The 20,437-nt window shown below is 53.1% G+C and carries 19 protein-coding genes; 6 read left to right on the top strand and 13 right to left on the bottom strand.

What is annotated here, in order from left to right:
• Nucleotides 1-63: 63 nt before the first annotated feature.
• Nucleotides 64-1,227, top strand: a complete 1,164-nt coding sequence (gene yhbH / locus ACFO9Q_RS06025; protein ID WP_379179747.1) for a sporulation protein YhbH — start codon at nt 64-66, stop codon at nt 1,225-1,227.
• Between the two features lie 109 nt (nt 1,228-1,336).
• On the opposite strand, the gene ACFO9Q_RS06020 is transcribed toward yhbH, so the two are convergent.
• The 6 genes from ACFO9Q_RS06020 to ACFO9Q_RS05995 form a co-directional block, all read right to left on the bottom strand.
• Complete coding sequence (locus tag ACFO9Q_RS06020; protein ID WP_379179745.1) at nt 1,337-2,164, bottom strand: phosphoenolpyruvate hydrolase family protein; 828 nt, start codon at nt 2,162-2,164, stop codon at nt 1,337-1,339.
• Nucleotides 2,165-2,210: 46 nt separating this feature from the next.
• Nucleotides 2,211-3,443 carry a Tm-1-like ATP-binding domain-containing protein gene (locus ACFO9Q_RS06015; protein ID WP_379179743.1) on the bottom strand — a complete coding sequence of 411 codons (1,233 nt, stop codon included), beginning with the start codon at nt 3,441-3,443 and terminating at the stop codon, nt 2,211-2,213.
• Between the two features lies 1 nt (nt 3,444).
• On the bottom strand, nt 3,445-4,341 hold the full coding sequence (locus tag ACFO9Q_RS06010) for a helix-turn-helix transcriptional regulator (protein ID WP_379179741.1): 897 nt from the start codon (nt 4,339-4,341) through the stop codon (nt 3,445-3,447).
• The gene (locus tag ACFO9Q_RS06005; protein WP_379179739.1) at nt 4,335-5,675 is read right to left on the bottom strand and encodes a zinc-binding dehydrogenase; all 1,341 of its coding nucleotides are present in this window, start codon (nt 5,673-5,675) and stop codon (nt 4,335-4,337) included. The genes ACFO9Q_RS06010 and ACFO9Q_RS06005 overlap by 7 nt, the downstream gene beginning before the upstream one ends.
• 73 nt (nt 5,676-5,748) lie before the next feature.
• On the bottom strand, nt 5,749-6,813 hold the full coding sequence (locus ACFO9Q_RS06000) for a Gfo/Idh/MocA family protein (RefSeq protein WP_379179737.1): 1,065 nt from the start codon (nt 6,811-6,813) through the stop codon (nt 5,749-5,751).
• Between the two features lie 4 nt (nt 6,814-6,817).
• Nucleotides 6,818-7,453, bottom strand: a complete 636-nt coding sequence (locus tag ACFO9Q_RS05995) for a cupin domain-containing protein (RefSeq protein WP_379179735.1) — start codon at nt 7,451-7,453, stop codon at nt 6,818-6,820.
• Nucleotides 7,454-7,660: 207 nt separating this feature from the next.
• On the opposite strand from ACFO9Q_RS05995, the gene ACFO9Q_RS05990 reads away from it, so the two are divergent.
• Nucleotides 7,661-8,536, top strand: a complete 876-nt coding sequence (locus ACFO9Q_RS05990) for an AraC family transcriptional regulator (protein ID WP_379179733.1) — start codon at nt 7,661-7,663, stop codon at nt 8,534-8,536.
• Between the two features lie 20 nt (nt 8,537-8,556).
• On the opposite strand, the gene ACFO9Q_RS05985 is transcribed toward ACFO9Q_RS05990, so the two are convergent.
• The 5 genes from ACFO9Q_RS05985 to ACFO9Q_RS05965 form a co-directional block, all read right to left on the bottom strand.
• Nucleotides 8,557-9,720: a Gfo/Idh/MocA family protein gene (locus tag ACFO9Q_RS05985; RefSeq protein WP_379179731.1), complete on the bottom strand. Its 1,164-nt coding sequence runs from the start codon at nt 9,718-9,720 to the stop codon at nt 8,557-8,559.
• Nucleotides 9,717-10,769 (bottom strand): NAD(P)-dependent oxidoreductase, encoded by a 1,053-nt coding sequence (locus tag ACFO9Q_RS05980; RefSeq protein ID WP_379179729.1) that lies wholly within the window; start codon nt 10,767-10,769, stop codon nt 9,717-9,719. The genes ACFO9Q_RS05985 and ACFO9Q_RS05980 overlap by 4 nt, the downstream gene beginning before the upstream one ends.
• Nucleotides 10,770-10,827: 58 nt before the next feature.
• Nucleotides 10,828-11,712 (bottom strand): AraC family transcriptional regulator, encoded by an 885-nt coding sequence (locus ACFO9Q_RS05975; RefSeq protein WP_379179727.1) that lies wholly within the window; start codon nt 11,710-11,712, stop codon nt 10,828-10,830.
• A 163-nt stretch (nt 11,713-11,875) separates the two neighbouring features.
• The gene (locus ACFO9Q_RS05970; protein ID WP_379179725.1) at nt 11,876-12,946 is read right to left on the bottom strand and encodes a DUF7309 domain-containing protein; all 1,071 of its coding nucleotides are present in this window, start codon (nt 12,944-12,946) and stop codon (nt 11,876-11,878) included.
• A 34-nt stretch (nt 12,947-12,980) separates the two neighbouring features.
• The gene (locus tag ACFO9Q_RS05965; protein WP_379179723.1) at nt 12,981-13,586 is read right to left on the bottom strand and encodes a TetR/AcrR family transcriptional regulator; all 606 of its coding nucleotides are present in this window, start codon (nt 13,584-13,586) and stop codon (nt 12,981-12,983) included.
• A gap of 168 nt (nt 13,587-13,754) precedes the next feature.
• Here ACFO9Q_RS05965 and ACFO9Q_RS05960 point away from each other — a divergent pair, with 168 nt between their 5' ends.
• Nucleotides 13,755-14,843: a DUF418 domain-containing protein gene (locus ACFO9Q_RS05960; RefSeq protein WP_379179721.1), complete on the top strand. Its 1,089-nt coding sequence runs from the start codon at nt 13,755-13,757 to the stop codon at nt 14,841-14,843.
• A 50-nt stretch (nt 14,844-14,893) separates the two neighbouring features.
• On the opposite strand, the gene ACFO9Q_RS05955 is transcribed toward ACFO9Q_RS05960, so the two are convergent.
• Both ACFO9Q_RS05955 and ACFO9Q_RS05950 read right to left on the bottom strand, forming a co-directional pair.
• Nucleotides 14,894-15,517, bottom strand: a complete 624-nt coding sequence (locus ACFO9Q_RS05955; protein WP_379179719.1) for a DUF2238 domain-containing protein — start codon at nt 15,515-15,517, stop codon at nt 14,894-14,896.
• 257 nt (nt 15,518-15,774) lie between these two features.
• Entirely contained in the window at nt 15,775-16,137 is a 363-nt protein-coding gene (locus ACFO9Q_RS05950; RefSeq protein WP_379179717.1) for a winged helix-turn-helix transcriptional regulator, read from the bottom strand.
• Nucleotides 16,138-16,285: 148 nt separating this feature from the next.
• Between ACFO9Q_RS05950 and ACFO9Q_RS05945 the strand changes: the two genes are divergently transcribed.
• The 3 genes from ACFO9Q_RS05945 to ACFO9Q_RS05935 all read left to right on the top strand — a co-directional run bounded on the left by ACFO9Q_RS05945 (nt 16,286) and on the right by ACFO9Q_RS05935 (nt 20,135).
• Nucleotides 16,286-17,503: an MFS transporter gene (locus tag ACFO9Q_RS05945; protein ID WP_379179715.1), complete on the top strand. Its 1,218-nt coding sequence runs from the start codon at nt 16,286-16,288 to the stop codon at nt 17,501-17,503.
• Nucleotides 17,504-17,870: 367 nt separating this feature from the next.
• On the top strand, nt 17,871-18,818 hold the full coding sequence (gene glsA / locus ACFO9Q_RS05940; RefSeq protein ID WP_379179713.1) for a glutaminase A: 948 nt from the start codon (nt 17,871-17,873) through the stop codon (nt 18,816-18,818).
• Between the two features lie 51 nt (nt 18,819-18,869).
• On the top strand, nt 18,870-20,135 hold the full coding sequence (locus ACFO9Q_RS05935) for an SEC-C metal-binding domain-containing protein (protein WP_379179711.1): 1,266 nt from the start codon (nt 18,870-18,872) through the stop codon (nt 20,133-20,135).
• Nucleotides 20,136-20,437 lie beyond the last annotated feature (302 nt).

Raw genomic sequence — 20,437 nt, 5'->3', positions numbered from 1 at the left:
CCTCAGAGGACTTGAATATATTGATTAACATAGGACGAAGAGAGCAGGGAGGTGTTCCATAGCTTGAGTTCACATCAGGAACCGTTGTTCACCGTGTCCCGTGAGGACTGGTCGCTTCACCGCAAGGGGTATCAGGACCAAGCCCGGCATCAGCAGAAGGTGAAGGATGCTATCAAGCAGAATCTGCCTGATCTAGTATCCGAAGAGAGCATCGTCATGTCCGATGGCAAGCAGGTCATTAAGGTGCCGATCCGCAGCCTCGATGAGTACCGATTCGTATACAATCACAACAAGAATAAGCATGTAGGTCAAGGGGATGGAGACAGCCAGGTGGGCGATGTGCTCGGAGTCGATCCCGCATCTGCCCAGAAGGGCGGCAAGGGCGAAGGCGCCGGTGATCAGCCAGGCGAGGATTATATGGAAGCCGAGATTACACTTGCTGAGCTGGAGACGATGCTCTTCGAGGAGTTGGAGCTTCCCTTCCTGAAGCAGAAGGACAAAGACCAGCTGGAGACGAAGGAGATACGCTTCAACGACATTCGCAAGAAGGGAATTATGTCCAACATCGATAAGAAGCGGACGATTCTCGAGAACCTCCGCCGCAACGCTACATCAGGCAGTCCTGGCATTCATGGCATCTCCCCTGATGATCTGCGCTACAAGACCTGGGAAGAGATTGTGAAGCCTCAATCCAATGCGGTCATTCTAGCCATGATGGATACGTCTGGCTCTATGGGCTCCTTCGAGAAGTATGTGGCTCGCAGCTTCTTCTTCTGGATGACCCGCTTCCTGCGGCATCAGTATGAGAAGGTAGATATCGTGTTCATCGCGCATCATACCGAGGCGAAGGAAGTGACAGAGGAGGAGTTCTTCACCCGCGGCGAGAGCGGCGGCACGATCTGCTCCTCGGCCTACCTGAAGGCCATCGAGATTATCGACAGCCGGTTCCCGCCCAGCATGTACAACATCTACCCGTTCCACTTCTCTGACGGTGACAATCTCACGTCTGACAATGAGCGCTGCGTCAAGCTGATCGGGGAGCTCCTGAAGCGAGCGAACCTGTTCGGCTATGGGGAAGTGAATCAGTACAACCGCTCTTCCACGCTAATGTCTGCTTACAAGAACATTAATATGCAGCACTTCATGTATTACGTCATTCGTGAGAAGGGCGAAGTGTACAACGCGCTGAAGTCTTTCTTCCGCAAGCGAGAGAGTGTGCCGGGATAATAATGAAGGGACCGAAGTTAGCTTGGGTAATGGCTAACTTCGGTCCCTATGTTGATGCGCAAGTCTAGCTATGCACTGATGACATCTGCAAGGCATGCCTCTATTCCCTCTACTCCTGTTCCAGCATGGAAGCGAACTTGCGCACCTGACTCGTAATCGCCTTCTCCGTTGGCAGCCGCTCGATGCTTGAAGCTCCGAAGAAGCCTGCCACGCCTGTTGTCCGCTTCAGCACATATGCCGCATCTTCCGGCTCCGAGATTGGACCGCCGTGACAGAGCACGATAATATCTGGATTCACCGCTTTGCCCGCGTCATGAATGCGCTGTACAAGCTCTATCGATTCATCGAGCGTTAGAGCTGTCTTCGCACCAATTGTGCCTTTGGTGGTCAGACCGACATGTGCAACGAGAATATCCGCACCGGCTTCGGCCATTTTCCGAGCATCCTCTTCATCGAAGACATATGGAGAGGTTAACAGTCCCAGCTGATGCGCCTTGGCGATCATCTCCACCTCCAGATCATAGCCCATGCCTGTCTCCTCCAGGTTCTGACGGAATACGCCATCCATGAGGCCTACGGTCGGAAAGTTCTGTACACCTGCGAAGCCCATACGCTGCAGCTCAGGCAGGAACACATCCATCCTGCGGAAGGGGTCGGTGCCGCATACGCCGGCAAGTACCGGAGTGTGTTCGACGATGGTCAGCACCTCGCTGCCCATGTCCACTACGATCTGGTTCGCATCTCCGTATGGAAGCAGTCCAGCCAGAGAGCCTCTGCCGGCCATCCGGTAGCGGCCTGAGTTATATATAATGATTAGGTCAATTTCGCCGTCCTCGGCACATTTGGCTGATAGCCCTGTTCCTGCACCTCCACCGATAATAGGCGCACCCTGCTTGATTTTCTCACGAAAACGTTCAATGATTGCTTCTCTAGACATGTCTAGCTCCTCTTTCTTGTTCGAATTTGTGTGATTAACTAGCAAGCTATATCGATTCACTATTCTGTTCGTTATTGATGTTAATATGAGTAATAAGCGCTTCTACAGAGCGAGCCGCAAAGGCTGGATCGTTAATTGTGCAATCCAGCTCGATAACGGGAATATCCTTGCGCAGCTCCGACTTCAATGTCTCGAACAGCATAGCGTCCGCCTCAGGCCAATGGAACGCTCCGCCTTCCTCGCTGATGACGCTGATCCCGCGCTTCGGCAATAGGACAGTAACTGGGCCCGTGCTTGGATTCAGCTTCTCTGCAATGAGCAGGCCGAGCTTACGATTCTCTTCCACATTGGTACGCATAAGCGTGACATTAGGGTTGTGGGGATAGAATAATCGACCCTCAAACACCTTCAGCACCGTCTGGGGCGCCCCGAAATTCACCATATCCAGACAGCCAGGAGCAATGACCGCCGGTACGCCGCTGCTCGCTGCCGCAGAGAGTCGATCTGGGCCGGCTGCGAAAACGCCGCCAATGAGCTCATCCGCCCATTCTGTCGTCGTTAGATCCAATACACCTGCGATCATTCCAGAAGCAATAAGCGCTTCCATCGTGCGTCCTCCGGCACCTGTCGCATGGAACACCAACACCTCGTAGCCGGCTTCCTCTAGCCGTCTTCTTGCTTCCTCTACCGCCTTGGTCGTATTGCCGAACATTGTGGCCGCAATCAGCGGCTTGCTATCCAGCTTGGGAATGCTGGCTGTAATCATGCCGCATATGGCTCCTGCCGCCCTGGACAGAATCGTGCCGCTTATCTGGTTAATGCCCGCAATATCGACGATGCTGGGATACATGACAATATCCTTCCCGCCGGTATAGGCCGACACATCCGAGCCTGCCACCGTGGATACCATCAGCTTAGGGAACCCAATCGGCAGCGCTCTCATACCTTGGCATGCTACAGACGTTCCACCCGTTCCTCCAAGCGCTATGACCCCTGAGATTTGCTTGTCCCCATATAGCTTGACAAGCATGGCTTCCGCTGCGCGTCCCATAGCGGCTACCGCCTGTCCGCGATCCTGGGCGGCAGCAAGCTCCGCCAGATCAATGCCTGCCGCTGCTGCTGCCTCTTCTCTTGTGACATCCGGCACGATACGCAGCGTGTCCAGCACGCCTACGTCAATCAGCAGCGCTTCATAACCGTGATCCTCTACACATGCCTTTAAGTAAGCGTATTCTTCCCCCTTAGTGTCTAGCGCTCCAAGCAAGGCTATTTTTGACATGTCAATCCCTCCTTGGTTTATGCGTTAACGGATCGGGTCGATCCACGAAGGGATAGAACTCGCCGTCCGGATTCTGTGTCACAATCTGATGGAAGCGAAATTCGCTTGGCCATACCCCGGTTTCTTTGTGGAACATTTTGCTGAAATACCCTGCATCCTCGTAGCCGACCTGAGGTGCAATCTCCGAAATCCGCAGCTCGCCTCGTTCCAGCAGGCGCTTGGCCTGCTCCATCCGCAGCCATCGAACATACTGCTGAAGCGTGCGGCCGGTCGCTTCCTTGAATACCTTGCGCATGTATTCGGGATGCAGCCCGCAATCAGCAGCCACCCGGCGGACGTCCATCGGTTCGGCAAGGTATGCTCTCAGGTGCAATATAATTTCCTGAGCGAGCATATGTCCCTTATTCCCAGCGGACTGCTCTTTCTTCCTGCCGCTCGCCTGTCTGCCTAGCTCCCAGATAACCTCTGCTACGCCGAGCTGAAGACCGAGCTGAGAGCCCGACTTTTGGTGTATGCGCCAGAGCAGCCGTTCGAACACCCTCTTGGCTGCCTCGGGATCCTCGAGCGACCCGACGATGGGGAGCCGCACCTCCGAATGCAGCGTCTTGGCACCGCTCTCATCAAATATAATCCACCAGAATCGGTCTCCCTCGCAGGCAGGGCTGGTCCCTTCCCACAACGATCCGCTGGGCACTATCGCATATTGTCCAGGCTGCAGGGAGATAGGCTCCTCGTCAACGACGATATGGAAGACGCCTTGCTCGCTGACCAGCAGCTTATGATGCGGTTGGCATTCCTTGCTGTGAATCCAGCCTGCGCGAACCACGCATTCTCCGGCGCCCACCAGCACCGGCAGCGGATCCAGATGAATACTGATGGAATCCTCAGAAGCTACCATGTGAACACAACGCCCATCATCTCATGACTTCGGTCTCTAAGCCGTATATACTGTTCCTCGGCCTCCTCGATGCTCACTTTGTCCTGTATGACAGGAGCGGTTTGTATCGTCCCTTTGGCAACCAAGTCGGTTAGAGTTAGTAGGTCGATACGATCAAAGTGACCAACATGAAGAACGTTTAATTGCTTGGCCTGAGCGGCGTTAAAGTTATAATTGACCTCTTTGCGTCCCGCCACCATGACCACAGTACCATGCATTCTCACAAGCCCCCCGGCCCAGCCTTCGCCGATCAGGCGATCCAGCACCGGCGCGCCGCTGTCTTCAAAGACGATATCGAACGGACCGGCCTCCTTCAGCCTCTCCCATCCTTCCTCTGTACCCGTGTTAATGGCCTCGTCCGCACCTAGCTCAAGGCTAAGCGCCAATCGGGATTCCACTAGATCGCAAGTGGTGACCCTGGCACCGGCAGCTCTTGCCGCCTGAGCTGTAAACTGTCCGATCGGACCCAGTCCGACGACGAGCACGTGGCAGCCTAGACCGGCCCCGCTCCGGCGCACATTGTTAACCGCCACACTGGCCATGCCGAACATCGCGGCATCCTGCGGCTCCAGCCGCTCGGGGAGCTTGACAATCAAGCTGCTGCTGTCCCCGTCGTTAGAGCCGGATACTGCAATATATTCGCGGTGACCCTGTCCCCCTTGCCCGGAAAAAACAAGATCGCCTATGCGCAGCTTCGTGTTAGTCTTCTCTCCTATCATGACGACCTCCCCTACATTCTGGTAGCCGTAGGACAGTGGAAAACGTCCGCCATAGTTGCCCCCAATAAGCACATTGCGCTCCGTGCCGTTCGTAATGCCGGAGTACATCGTGCGAATCAATATTTGATCGTCCCCGCACGCGGGAACGGGCAGGTCGGTCCTGAACCGAGGACTGCCAATCGCTTCGAATACCACCCCGCGCATGCCATGCGGCAGCTCGACACGCTTCCGGTAGCGTTCCGAAGGCACCTTGCGCAGCTCCAGCTGAGGAACATAACCTTCCTCTTCGACGTAATAATGTCCTGGCTTGTGTGCACCTGCCGGCATCGTCCCGTTAAATACACTAATGATAAAATCAGCGCTGTTGGGCCCATCCGACCCATGCTCATACCCCGCTGGAATGAGCCACGCATCGCCGGCTTGAAGATTGAAATCAGCGCGGATTCCCGAGTGGTCGATATAGTAGCCGGTTCCTTGACCTCCAATAATTAGCCAGGTTTCATCATGGTCGTGGAAGTGTTTTTCACATTGCGGCAGGGTGAAGCCGTTGATCATTTTTTGTTCATAGAGCGGCATAGTCATATCCTCCTTTGTATTTAAGCTCATTATATAATGGGCTTAGACACGGATATATGGACGAATCCGGACATTACATGGATGATCTGGCTTGCTCCAGCAGCTCCTGGACGTTAACCGGCTGCCCAGACTTGCTGCTCTCGATGGCGGCAAATATGAGCGCCACGGATTGCAGATTCGCCTCCACATTGGTTGCCATCTCGGGCCCCCCATCAAGCCACTGAGTAAATTGCTCGATTAGCCAGGAATGACCCCACTTGGCCTGCTGCAGCAGAGGCACCGTCTCCCCTTGTCCTTCAAGCTTGTTGTTGCCGGTGCCGTGTGCGAACTTCTCGACCTGCTGATGGCTCATAATGAGCGTCGATCTCTCGCATTCTGCCCGGATATATTCATGTCCCCAGCCATTCAGGCCAGCCGCGTTCGTCTTGGCACCCTCATACACCGCCTTGACGCCGTTGCCCATATGCATCATGACAAGTCCCTGGGAATCACCGGCATATTCTCCCCACGGCGGATTCCAGGTCTGAGCATATACCGTGTCGCAAGTATGCCCGGCGAGATCGGCCAATATATCAAGGTGATGCACCGCACCCTCGACCATCAGAGCATCTGCAATCTCATGCCTGAACTTGCCCCAGCTGGCGAACTTGCGACAGTCCATCGTGAATCGGCACATCAGATAGTCGAGCGACCCATGACGTCCGGAACGCAGCTCTTCCCGTAGCGTTGTCTTGTCCTGCGCATAGCGATGGCTCATGGTAACGGCCATTTTCTTGCCTGCCTGCTTCACCTTCTGTGCAATACGCAGCGAGCCCGCCAGCGTATCTGCAATCGGCTTCTCCGAGAGAATATGCATATCGTGATGGAGAGCAAGGTCGACGACTTGCTCGTGGAAGGCAGGAGGCACCACGATTGTACAGAAATCCGCCTTCACCTCCGCGAACGCTTTCTGTATATCGGTGTAGCATTGATCGTCTCGCAAGCCGAGGTGCTGCTTCGCATTATGCAGCGCATCCGTACTCAGATCAACCGCTGCAGCCACCTCAATGAGACCATCCTTCACATTATCCGGGAGAAAGTTCTCACACCATAATCTTCCAAAACCACCTGTTCCCACTTGAATTACTTGATAAGCCATTCCGTTATCCCCTTCCCTCTACGGGCTCGGCCAAGCCGTGCGTATGCTCCCACAGATGACCCTGCCGCTTCAGTCCTTCCATCGTCGTCTCAAAATATACCGCTTTCACAGGCTCGTAGACGATTGGGAAATCGTGATGATAACCTCGCCCAGTCGCAATGCAGTCGCCGGCATTAACCTCGTAGTGCTTACCCTCGGATACCGCTGCTCCGCGACCCTCCACCACAATCCAATATTCGTCGCAATCGTGAAAGTGGCTGTCAAAGTTGGTCTTCTTCAGGTAGGACACTGCATCTCCCTTATCCTTCGGCTCCTCGGTTGCAGCCACACGAAATATCCCGCTCCCGCCAAGCTCATCCCCCCATCGCCCGCACATCCGAACGATAGTCGTCTCCTCTACAGCCTCATCGGCCTGCCAGCCTGCCATGGCTGCAACCAGTTCCACTTGGGTCCCCTCTTCAGCCATAAGGCTTTGACCACTGACGAGGATACGGCATCTCCCCCCCGTCACAATCAGCTTCTCCTTCTCCGTTACTCTGTCAGATTGATACTGCTCGCCGGGCTTCAAGCTGATGATCTCGAAAAACTCCAGCTCGCACCAAGACGGAGCCTGGCCGATTCCGCTTTGAAACAAAGGCATGTTTGCTCACATCCTGTATCGTTCATTCATGCACGGGGGAGGAAGAAGACGATGCACCGATCTTCCTTACCGCCATGTTAAGCTTAGTATAGGTGCTTAAGTCAGCGCGGTGAATATGCGAATGAGTAGAATACATACATGATTTTCAGATTAAGGATGATGACATATAATGAGCTATAGAGCCTGAGAGAATTGGAGGAATCGAACATGATCAATCAAGTTCTACTGCGTTATGACAGTATTCCGCTAGTCAAGGATATCGGATATGGCAATCCAGCCGAACTGTGGACACACCCCGACCGCATACTGGATTTTCATGTTTTTCTATACATCATTAGCGGAGAGTTCCAGGTAATCGAAGAGGGCATAGAATATATTCTTCACGGGGGGGAGGCCTTCTTCCTGCGGAAGGGACTTCATCATTGGGGTCTGCCGAAAACATTGCCGGGGACATCTTGGTACTGGATTCACTTCTACGATAAATCGGATGCAGATTACTATGGATTAGACGAAACGACCGCCTTCATGGTCGGACCGTCCGCAGGGCATATAAACGCGGAGCAGTATCAGGTTAAGCTTGCACTGCCCAAGCGTATGAAGCCCGCTGTCTCTCATCTGCTGCAAGTGAGGCTCAAGGAGCTGAAGGAGCTGTACGAGCTGCCCGGCAGCTGCCGTCCCATGATACTGAGTCTGAAGACCGCCGAGTTACTGCTGGACTTGTACCAAGAAGCGGCAGCAAATGCAACGTCGAAGGCAGATGTCACCATAGGCAAGATAATCCAATATTTAGAGGCGTGCGACCCTGCAGGCAAATTCGACAGCAAGCAGCTTGCCGACCGCCTGAACATGAATTACGCCTATTTGAGCACTTTGTTTACGAAGAAGGTTGGAATGAGCATCCAAGCCTATCATACCCGCCTTCGGATTCATCAAGCGATGGAGCTGCTTCGTCATTCCTCCAGCAATATCTCTGAGGTAAGCGATAGACTTGGATTCTCTAGTCCCTATCATTTCAGCCATGTGTTCAAGAAGACGAACGGAATAAGTCCTACGCAATATCTGAAGCAGATCTACCGGTCATAGGCGTGTGGATATCCATACAATTATTCGTCCCAGGAAAATAGATTCGCGTCAGGAGCAGGCTCGCCCAGATGCTGGATATCCATCCATGCGCCTTCCTCAAGAATGGATTGGTAGGCCATGATTCCAGGGGCGTTATATTTGGCAGCCATCCAAATATTGTTGATCGGCAGCTTGTTCTCCTTACAGCATCGTATAAATTCATGCACCAGGAACGGATGGGAGCCGGCGTGCATGGATGATCCCCAGTCCGCTCCCCTCGGCTCCGGCATCTGTGACAACAGCTCCTTGTGGGGGTGACGGTCGTCCAACTCAGCAGGAAACCTTGCGCCTTGATAAGGATCAAACAGCCACTCCAGATTTTCCACCGTACCTCCGCTGCAAAGCGTCTTATTAGCCGTCTCATTGTTGCTGTATAACGCCTCGGTTCCATAAATACTGAACATCTCATCACCGAAGCCAACATACCGAAACTCGTTGATCTCACTGCAGCAGCCGTTCTCCATGACCATTCTGGCAGACATATTCGAGAATACATTCGTCTCAAAATGAGGTAACCGTTTATGAACAGCGACCTCTGGATGTAAGCGGGTATTGGCATGAGCGGTAACCTTGGTAAATCTGGAGCCAACCGTACCCAGCACTCTAGCAGTTGAGTGTGAGACGTACAGCATCGAGGGCAGATTGCCGTAATAATCCCTTTTCCAAAAATTATATTTGCTGTAATCAGGTGAGTAACTGTATGCAGCTCTCGCAAAAACAATATCTCCAAATCTGCCTTGCTTATGCAACTCTCTGCAGTAAATAACATCCGGATAATAGTAGGACGTCTCCGCCGTCATATAAACCTTACCGGTATCGCGTACTGTATTGAGAACCTGAATTAAATCCTCCATATTCAAAGCAGCTGGAATCGCACAAAGGACATGCTTGCCTGCCTTCATCGCCTGTATCGCGTGTCGAGCATGAAGCCACGGAGGAGTGAATATGGCTATGGCATCTACATTGGAGTCGCACAGTTCATCCATGGTAGCGACCACTCTGGTCAGCTTCAGCTTCCTCTGTGCTATGAGGCGCTGCTCTTCATTCCTCTCGGCACCGACGATCTCCAACACATCCTCATGCAGCTGCATTGTACTCGCAATGGTCTGTCCGAACCCCCCAAGCCCGCAGATCCCTACTCTCATGACTCCGGCCTCTCTTGTTGACCTTCTCCGCTGTAAAGCTTGTCATCCCTCAGCGTAGCCTGGAATCGGAGCGGCTTCCCGGCAAGCGCAGCCAGCGCATCCACACAAGCATCTGTAAAGCAGCGGCGATGGCAATACAGCGTGTCCCCCGCAACGTGCGGGGACGGCAGCACGTGAGGATCAGTACGGAACGGCGCATCCTCGGGAGGCGGTTCCGGCTCGAACACATCAATGGCGGCCCGAATCTCGCCCGCACTTGTGCGTTCCCATAGTGAAGCTTGATCCATCACAGCCATCCGCGTAACCAGAACGAGCAGCGCCCCCATGGGCAATGCCTGGATGACTTCGCGGCTAATGATCTGCTGGGTGGCCGGAGTCGGCGGAATCCCTACGACGAGAACTTCACTGTGCTCAGCAAGCTCCACTAACGAATCCGCCCTTACGCTACCGTATTGACCAATGGCTTCATCGGACACATAGGAGTCATACACCCGTATGTCGCAGCGGAACGGAGCCAGCAGCTCAGCGTAGCGGCGGTTGATGCTGCCTAACCCGGCCAGCCCCACCCTGCGCCCCGTCAGATCGCCAAATACAAAGCCGGGATTGCTCCAAGGCGCCGATTTCCAGCTTCCACTTCTTACGAGCTCCAACGAGGCCGGAATATCCCGAATCAAATTCAAGGTCATGGCCAAGGCGAACTCGGCCACCGAAGGGGTCATGCTTCGCGAAGTGTCGACAACGACCGTGCCTGCAGTTAGCCGCTCCTGCAAATCGATCCAGCCGTTGAATCGATTGTCGAACGTACCCGCAATCACCTGTAACTTGGCTGCTTCCTTCCAGACAGCTGCACCGTGAGCAGGTCGATACCACGGACTGAACAAGACCGCATCCGCTTCCGGCAACTCTTTACGATAAGTGTCCCACCCCGTATCCTCCGGCGATTGCACCGTGATTACCTTGACTTCGCCGGAAGATCTTAGCAGCTCCACTCCCTCTTCCACATAACCATGCTCTTTGGACCACTGATTCTGTACGACCAAAAACTTCAATCTGTACACCTCCATGATTTACTTAAGACATGATCTAGTATAAATCCGCTTCATGCAATTAAGCTTCCAGCATTATGTCAATGGATTCCGGAAAACGGCTAAGCTGGCTTCGCCCGTTGCGGTATTCCCCCGGTGTCTGGCCGACCAGCCTGCGGAACGTCTCATAGAAAGCAGCCTGACTCTGGAAGCCACATAGAAATACAATGTCCAAGATCGTTCGATCGGTGTTAACAAGGAGCGATTTAGCCTCATCGATACGCAGCTGAAGCAAGTACTCCTTGAAGCCTCTCCCAACAACCTCAATAAATAAATGGCGCGTACGTGAGGAACTTAGATATAACTGCTCCGCGATATGCTCCAGCCGAATAGGCTCCCTAAAATGCTCAAGGATGTAGTCAAGCGCAGGCTGAAGCTGTTCAAGCCGCAGCTTCTGCTTGTTCCAAGCTTCTGGGGTTAGAGCTTTTCTGTAATATCTAGATAGCAGAATACAGATTATGGTCAATGAATGCTTCATAAATTGGCGATAAAACTCACCCGTATCGCTCTGCTCGATGAGCATGCGTTCAACAAGAGTTCTTATCTCACCTGCCACAGTCTCCGAGGATTGGATACGGCGGCTTATATGCGGAGAACGGCAGGCAAAGGGCATCAGCAGTTCGATCTCTTCCCTCATTAGTACAGAGGGTGAGAAATGAATGAAGATGTAGCGGCTGGGATCCTCAGCGTCCGCTTGACACATGTGCCTCTCTAGATGGGTCGCCAGAAATACGTCACCGGCTTCAACGGGATACGATATGTGCTCGAAGTGAAATTGTCCTCGTCCCGAGAGACAAACACCGACTTCCATGAACGAATGCCAATGCAGTGGGGTATTCGCGGTATGCGGTGTCCATTCCGATAGAGACATTTGAAGCTGCTCGTCAAAACTGACCTGAAATCTCAAGCGGCTTCCCTCCCATCATAAAGTCATCTCCTATTTTCTCGCTGTGCGGAAAACACTCTTAGAATTGAATGGTTAGGGTGGGCGAGCAAGCCCTAGGGTGCATGGATTGTATATAAATAAGGCCTGGCTGCTTCCTTCATGGGAAGTAAACCGGGCCTATGCGTTAGGCTCTTCCTGTCAGCGAGCGGAAGATGCCCTTCTTCACTTCACTAAGGACTGGCAGCTCCTTCGCCAAATAACAAGGCAGCTGCAGGGCAGCAATAACAGGATGCAGATAGCGGAAGATTCGCTCATCGACCGCCATTAAGCTGGAAGGAATCATTCCTGCCTGCTCCAGCAGCTCCAGGAATTCTTCCTGAACGACTGAGGCCATCTCCGTCTTGTTGTCATTGACATCGACATGAAGCACTTGTCCGGAGTTCTGATCCGCTACTAGGAAGATGATGGGGTAGTAGGGTCGGTCTCCCTCCATCACAGGACTTGGCATATAGAAGCATCCGACCTCCCATGCTCCGCCTTGGCCGGTCAGCTTCTTCTTCAGCTTCGCCAGCCTCAGCTCGTTCACTGGCGCAGGGAGAATGACATCTTCCTCTTGGGGCGCGGGCTCTACAAGCTCCGTTCGCCATGACAAGCTGCCGTCTTCGCTCCGCTGCGATACCCTTGTTGGGATCATCCTCCCCTGCGGGGCGGTCATCGCTTCCGAATCAGGCTTCACTTCCTTCGCCATCGCAAGCGACTGCTGAATCGCCGTCGTCATGAGCCTCAGATCACGATCCTCCTGCAGCATCCACGGATAATACCCTGGCTCATACAGTCGGAAGGTAGGCCAAGCATGCTTGCCTCGGAACTTCAGCCCCAGCTCCTTCATTAGAGCATACTCCTCATTCGACAAGTCCTCCCGGTTGTCCAGCGACAGCATGTAGGCATGCTGGGTATACTCTGGTTCAACCAAGTCCCCGCTCAGCGTAGCCATGAACTGCAGCAGCCCGCTCGTGCCGGGATACACCGCAATGCCGAACATCTCTCCTCCAGAGCCCATCACGCAGCAATAGTTAATCCTATCTGAATCCGGGTCTTGGACACCGAATACTTGTGCACTGTCCATCCAATCCCATGGCCGCTCCGCCTTGAACGCCGCTGCCGCTTCGAACAGGTCGATCCATAACGCTCTCGTCGTTGCCAGCATCGTCTCATCTCCCTCATGAATGCTCTCTTCTCTCTTAAGAGGAATCATAACCCAGCTCCTTGCAAAAGTCACCAAGCACGCTCTACGGCCTGATATCCGCTCGGCATAGGGAGGAGAGATGACGCTCCAGCAGCTCCTTCATCCGCTCTGGCGGCAGCTTCTCCGCATTCATCAGATGATGCAGCGCCATCCCGTCTATTAGCGCATACAGACGCTCCGTCTCGAACGCATGATCCAGCTGGGGCAAGGCGAGCTCGGACTTCACTAACAGGTCGACAGCTGAATTCGCTGCCCGGTACAAGCCATCCTGCATATCGGCGCTCAGCCCCTTGAGCTCGGGTGCTAGGAGTGCACGCGTCGTGAAGGACAGCCATACTTCCATCTCCAGCTTCCGCTCCTCATCCATAGGCAGGAACTGCTGCAGCAGCAGGTTAACAGCAGGCAGCACTGGTCCGGAGAAGTCCATGCGGGAGAGACGTTCCTCGATCTGCTCCAGGAACAGATTCATGACGAAGGCGAACAGCTCAGCTTGAGAGGAGAAGTAATGCCGCATAGAGCCGACGGACAGCCCAGATTCTACAGCAATTTTCCTGACGCTGGCCTGTTCCAGTCCATCTCTTCTTATGACGCGCAAGGCCGCTTCGGCCACCAGCGTTTTTTGTTTTTCGTGATCGACGATTTTTGGCATGACCCAAGTATACCATATTGATTTATATAATACAGTGTGTTAGATTGTTTTTGGCACACTGTATTATATACGATGAGGAGTTTAAGGAGATGGATAAGGGTGAACAAGGTGACAGTCCATTCTGCTAGCCGCATTAGGCTTTTGGACATTTTACGAGGATTCGCTATATTGGGAACGTTGGGCACGAACATCTGGGTATTCGCTCACCTGGGTGACCTTAACTACTTGTTCAGCTTCGAGCACAGCCAGTGGTGGACGTCTGATCAAGACTTGATTCGCATGCTCTCCCTCGCACTCGTGAACGGGAAGTTCCTCGGCATGCTCGCCATTCTGTTCGGCGTCGGGCTGGAGATGAAGTATCGGCAATCTGTTCGGTTAGGACGGCCTTGGCCGGGCGTGTACTTGTGGATATGCGGAATCCTGATGGCAGAGGGACTCATTCATTACTTGCTTGTTATGGAATTCGATATTCTGATGGGCTATGCGATGGCAGCTATTATCGTGTCATTCCTTGTCAGAGGGGGAGAACGCAGCATGAGACGAGGACTCTGGTGGCTCGGCAGCGTTCATCTCACTCTGATTACGCTCCTATCTGGGGTTATTCTGCTCATCCAGCTGGATGGTGCTGAGGTGTCGCTGGGCAGTATGGAAGAGACGATTGCCCTGTACCAGCAGGGGAGCTGGTTCGAGCAGCTTAGCGTCAGGCTGAGCGACTTCCTGCTGCTTCGCATTGAGGTTATTTTCACTATCCCACTCAACGTATGTCTCATGCTTCTTGGTGTTCGGCTGATGCGCTCGGGTGCGTTCGGGGATGATGACAAGGGCAGGAGCATTCGGTCACGGCTCATGAAGTGGGGAATTGGGCTTGGTCTGCCGCTGAACCTGATGCTGCTCATTCCTGGAGGCTTGTTCGACTTGCCCGTCAGGTATGTGTTCGCTCCGCTGCTGTCGCTCGGCTATATTGCGGTCATTGGACTCGTAGTGGAGAAGAGCAAGCAGCTTAGCATATGGAGCTGGCTTGCGAATACAGGCCGAATGTCGCTAAGCTGCTATGTTGCTCAGAATCTGCTCTGCACCGTCATCTTCTACGGCTGGGGGTTCGGCTTGGGCGGGCAGTTGAATGCCTATGGGGTAATCGGGATGTGGCTGCTGCTCTGCCTCGTTCAGATCGGATTCGCGACACTGTGGCTTCGTCTGTTCAAGCTCGGTCCGATGGAGGCCTCTCGGCAGAAGGTTGCTGGACTGTTCAGAGCCTGACCGGATTCAAGAAGAGCCTCGCACCAGATTGGTACGAGGCTCTTCGTCGTTCATCGATCCAGCTTCCTGATCTGCTTGTCATGGAGAGGATCCAGGAGCAGGATGCTCGTAAGCCCGCCGCAGAACGCCCATATCATATCCCACTGCGCGTCCCACTCGTCGCCTTGAAGCCCAAGGAACTCATTCGCATCTCCTCCGAATACCAGCAGGGCGAGGAACTCAATAATCTCATACATGCCGCTGACAGCTAACGTGAAGGCAAGCGCGACGATGGCCCGAACGTTCCGGTGCATGACCAGATTAAGTCTCCAAGCCAATTCCTTCACGGCCAGAGCAGGGATAATGCCCTGCAGGAAGTGTCCGATCCGGTCGAAGTGATTGCGATCTTGACCGAGCTCATCACGAATCCAATTGAACAGCGGCACTCGCTCATAAGTATAATGGGCGCCTATGAGCATCCAGACGAGACTAATGAAGAGAAGGGTGTACAGCAAGGTTGAGAAGGTGAACCGCTTGTATGTAACAATAAGGACCGCCACCATCCCAAGCGCAGGCGTTGCCTCCGCGAACCAGATGAAGTAGCGGCTCGCTCCGATGAAGGACCAGATAAGTACGGCTAACCATAACAATAACAGAATCAGTACCAGACGGCGGTTACCTGCTGCCTCAGACATGAGATCCCCCCCTCTACAATGCATGTCTGCCATGATAGGACAGCAACCAATTGTATTATACTCACCTGCTGGCTGCTCCATGCAGGGGTAGGGTCTTCATCCAGTTACCTCGGGGAGACGATGAGCACATCCTTGTCATCCAGCGTGAAGAGATTCCGGCATTCCCACATGTACCCCTGTGTCCCGTCGGTCTCTTTGCTTCTATGACCCCTGTGAATCGCAAGCGCATAGGCGTAAGCGAGTACGGGACACACTAATTAGGGCTGATTGAACACATTCTTCTCAAGAACGTCGAATTTATTCTCGTACATTTTTTTAATGTGCTGTTCGCCCCAGTCGCACATGGCATCCAGAACCTTCTGCAGACTCTGCCCGTATTCTGTCAGCTCGTATTCTACTTTCGGGGGCATTTGGTTGTAGCTGATTCGATTAACGATGCCGTCCTGCACGAGCTCGCGCAGCTGCTGCGTCAACATCTTCTGAGTCAGATTCGGAATGTTCTGGAGGAAGTCACATTGGCGCTTCCTGCTTTTCGTAAGATAGCACAGAATGAGCGGCTTCCACTTGCCTCCAATGACATCCAGCGTAGCTTCGACGGCTACATTATATTTTTTGTTCACGGTATCATCCTCCAAGCGGTCTAAAAGGAACTTATAAGTACCTGCCTTACAAAAAAGTGCGTACTGTTCATTAGACAGGTATTCAACCATAATAACACGTATCGGCTGGATGGATTACATCAATGTCATAGGAGAGAGAGGAACGATTATGCAGGCAAGGAAAAATAAATTAGCGTTATTGTCTCTAGCCATTAGTGCCTTTGCGATCGGGACAACTGAATTTATCAGCGTCGGTCTGCTGCCATTAATCGCGGATGATTTGAACATATCTGTCTCAATGGCGGGTCTCACGGTTACGCTGTATGCACTCGGTGTAATGTTCGGCGCGCCGATTCTTACTTCGTTGACCACTTCTATGCCGCGGAAGACGCTGTTGATGTCGATCATGCTTGTATTCATCGCAGGGAATACGCTGGCCGCGTTCTCGACCGGATTCGCGATGCTGCTGATCGCACGCGTCGTCTCAGCATTTGCCCACGGGGTATTCATGTCGATCGGTTCAACGATAGCAGCGGATCTGGTAACGGAGGACCGCAGGGCCAGCGCGATTGCTACCATGTTCTCTGGGCTTACAGTTGCTACAGTGACTGGCGTACCAATCGGCACGTTCATCGGTCAACAGATGGGCTGGCGGGCTGCTTTTATCGCGATTGTCATGATAGGAATCCTATCCATACTATCCGCATGGATTTTGGTGCCCTCTGACCTTCGTCGAGCGGTGCGAACACCGGTTCGCGACCAGGTTAAGCTATTTGCCAGCGGCAGGCTTATGCTCGCCTTCTTAATTACAGCGCTCGGCTACGGGGGTACATTCGTCGTCTTTACTTATTTATCTCCAATGCTGAACGAACTAACCGGATTCAAGGAATCGTCGATTGCATGGATATTGCTCTTCTACGGCATAGCAATAGCAATCGGCAACGTGCTTGGAGGTAAGGCAGCCAATCGGAAGCCGCTTCCTGCGCTCCTGGTTATGTTCATCATCCAAGCATTCGTCCTGGTCATCCTAATGGCGGCGATTCCTTATAAAACAGCCGGTCTAATCGCTGTCTTCGCCATGGGTCTGCTGGCCTTCATGAATGTGCCGGGGCTGCAATTGTATGTCGTTCAGATGGCCGAGCGATACGCTCCGAAGGCAGTTGATGTTGCCTCTGCCGTGAATATTGCTTCTTTCAACGCGGGAATCGCGCTTGGTGCATGGCTTGGCGGTGTTGTTGCCGATCAATGGGGACTTATTCATACCACGTGGGTTGGCGCTATTATGGTTACTGCCGCTGTATTACTCACTCTATGGAGCTTACTGCTGGAGAAGAAAAAGAATCGAGCCGATGAGGAATTTTCGTCGGTTCAGCAAAAAGTCGGCTGACAGCCATGGTGCATCTCCTTGCGCGTCTTGCTTGAGTATTCGAAGTTCTCCAGCTGGGGGTGCCGGACGATATTCCGACGATTTTCCAAGGGGAGTTGAAGGGTCTGTTATCCGTCATTGCGCAGAATGTGAAGCTGACAATCACACCGGCAAGCGGAGTCGTCTCTTATGGGCGGAGCCGGAAAAGTTGTTGAGTCAGATGGTGTATAAGCTAATTCAAATTCTAATCTGGATTAGACGGACTTAAGGTATATTAAAATTAGCGAACAAAGGCTATAAATAAGCAGCATTTCTGCTTGTTTATAGCTTTTTTCATACTCAGAATGAGGTATACTGTCATTGAATCAATCCCTAGGAGGACTTGCTCATGACGACAACTGGACACGAATTGGACCTCATTAAGCAGCATCTGCCTGCCTGGCTGGAGACGAGCCGGCAGCGCGCTGGACATGGCATGGTTGCCTCATACATACCTGAATTATCGAAGGCTCCTAAGGAAGCGCTGGGCATAACACTAATTGGCGCAGACGGGGAGTGTGTCACGGCTGGAGACTGCGGCATCCCCTTCACGATGCAGAGCATCTCGAAGGTGTTCACCCTTATCCTCGCCCTCATGGACAATGGAGAGGATGCTGTCTTCGACAAGGTCGGCATGGAGCCGACGGGCGACAACTTCAACTCGATGCTCAAGCTGGAGCTCGTGCAGCCGGGCATTCCCTTCAATCCGCTTATTAATGCAGGCGCGATTGTCATCTCATCTCTTATACAAGGAGCGAGTCCAGCGGAGAAGTCGGCTCGGGCACTCGAGTTTTTCCGGAGGCTGGCGGGTAATTCGGATCTGGATTATGACCTTGATGTGTATCGTTCGGAGGCGGCGACGGCGAATCTGAACCGTTCGATGGGTTATTTCCTGAAGGATAATGGGGTGCTGGTCGGAGATGTGGAGGAGGTGCTTGAGGTCTACTTCCGGCATTGTTCGATTAGTGTGACCTGTGCAGATCTCGCTCGGATGGGGCTGGTGCTCGCGATGGGCGGCGTGGATCCGGTAAGTGGGGAGAGGCTCATTCCGCGGCGTTATGTGCAGATTGCGAAGACGTTCATGATTACTTGCGGGATGTATAACGCCTCTGGGGAGTTCGCGATTGGCGTGGGACTGCCTGCGAAGAGCGGCGTGTCGGGCGGAATCCTGACGATGGTGCCGGGCAAGTATGGTATCGGTGTCGTCGGGCCTGCGCTCGGAAGCAAGGGCAACAGCATAGCTGGTGTACATCTGCTGGAGACGCTGTCCCACCATATGGATTGGAGCTTATTCTAGGGCCAGAGTGCTGCAATAGATGCACAATAACAAGAGAGGAAGTACACCATCATGATCTTAACTGTAGACCAGGTAAGACCTTATATCCTGCATGAGGATGTGCTGGTAAGCAACGCGGCCATGGAATATATGGCGATGAGCCGAGCCTATCGGGATGATGCTGAGCTCATGCCGCTCGTGATCGAGAGGCTCGAGAGGAATCTGAATGAGAGCTTCCATCTCTTCCATGCAAGGCGCTTCAAGCAGACGGAGAGTACTATAGCAGCGTTGGTGAGCCTGCTGAATAACCCCGATACCAAGAGTAACTACCTTCATCATATTATCCAAATGTTATCTGCAGCCGATCTGAATCTGCTCGCTCCCTACATGGAACAGCTTAGTCAGAACGAAGAGATAGGTGTACTGGTTGATACCCGCCAATCTGTTGCCGACATGAATGATACGGACCTCCTGCAGACTTGGCATTCCTATACTGATTGCTTACAAGACTTGTCTATGGATACTCGATCTACGGTATACGAGACAGAGCTTGTTGAGCAGATGGCTACGCGCGGCTGTCTGACAGCCGCTGCTGTATTGGACAAGCTGCAGGAATTCGAGCAGAACGGTTACGATTATGACCGTAATCCTGAGATGTCTATGTACTTTCCGTTGGCAGGTGAGATGCGGCTCGAAGCAGCGATTCCATACCTGTGCGAGGCGCTGGACCTTGAGGAGGATGACTACATTCCTGAGCTGGCTACCGAGGCACTCGTCACCATTGGCACGGAGGCTGTCGTTACTCATCTGGAGAATCAATATCAAGGAGTTAACAGTGAATATTACGGTCTATATGCGTCAGAGATTTTCGGCAGAATACCCGTCCCTCTCTCTGAACAGGCAGCCTTACGACTACTGGAAGCGGATGACAATCTCACCTACTCGACTAAGCTTGCTCATAGCTTGTGCGTGTTAGGATCAACCGAAGGCATTCCAGCTGTCGAAGCTATGGTTCGGAATGATGACTATGATCGAGGGTATCTCCATCTTGGTAAGTCGCTCTATACCTGTTGCATCATGACGAACACGGAGCTGCCGGAGCTTGCTTCTATTCGGCTTGAGATAGACAAGGAAGAGCAGATAGTAGCTGCTCGCAGTGCAGAGCTTAGCAGGCTATTGGCTGGTAATGCGAAGAAGACAGCAGGCGGCAAGACTCTGCCAGGCACAGGCTTATACGATGCTAAGCCATACGTAGCAGAGGCTAAGGTTGGACGCAATGACCCGTGCACTTGCGGCAGCGGCAAAAAGTACAAGAAGTGCTGCGGAAGCGCGTCTTAGCAGCCCACGAGCTGCCGCCGCCCAATGAGGTGCACTTTTGCATATCGTTGGCCTCCAGCAACCTCCCGCCGGCCCAATGTGGTCCATTTTTGCACCTCGTTGGCCTCCAGCTAGCTGCCACCCGTCCAATATGGTGCACTTTTGCACCTCGTTGCCCTCCAGCAACCTGCCTTACGCCCAATATGGTTCATTTTTGCACCTTGTTGGCCCCGAGCAACCTGCCGCCGCCCCAATATGGTGCACTTTCTCCTAGGCCCCGTAATGGAACTGGAGTCTCTCCTAACAATCTATTATTCTATAGA

The organism is Paenibacillus sp. GCM10023252, from assembly GCF_042653305.1.
Classification (GTDB): Bacteria; Bacillota; Bacilli; order Paenibacillales; family Paenibacillaceae; genus Pristimantibacillus.
The sequence above is the reverse complement of the archived record's forward strand: the minus strand, read 5'-3'. Positions and strand labels throughout refer to the sequence as shown.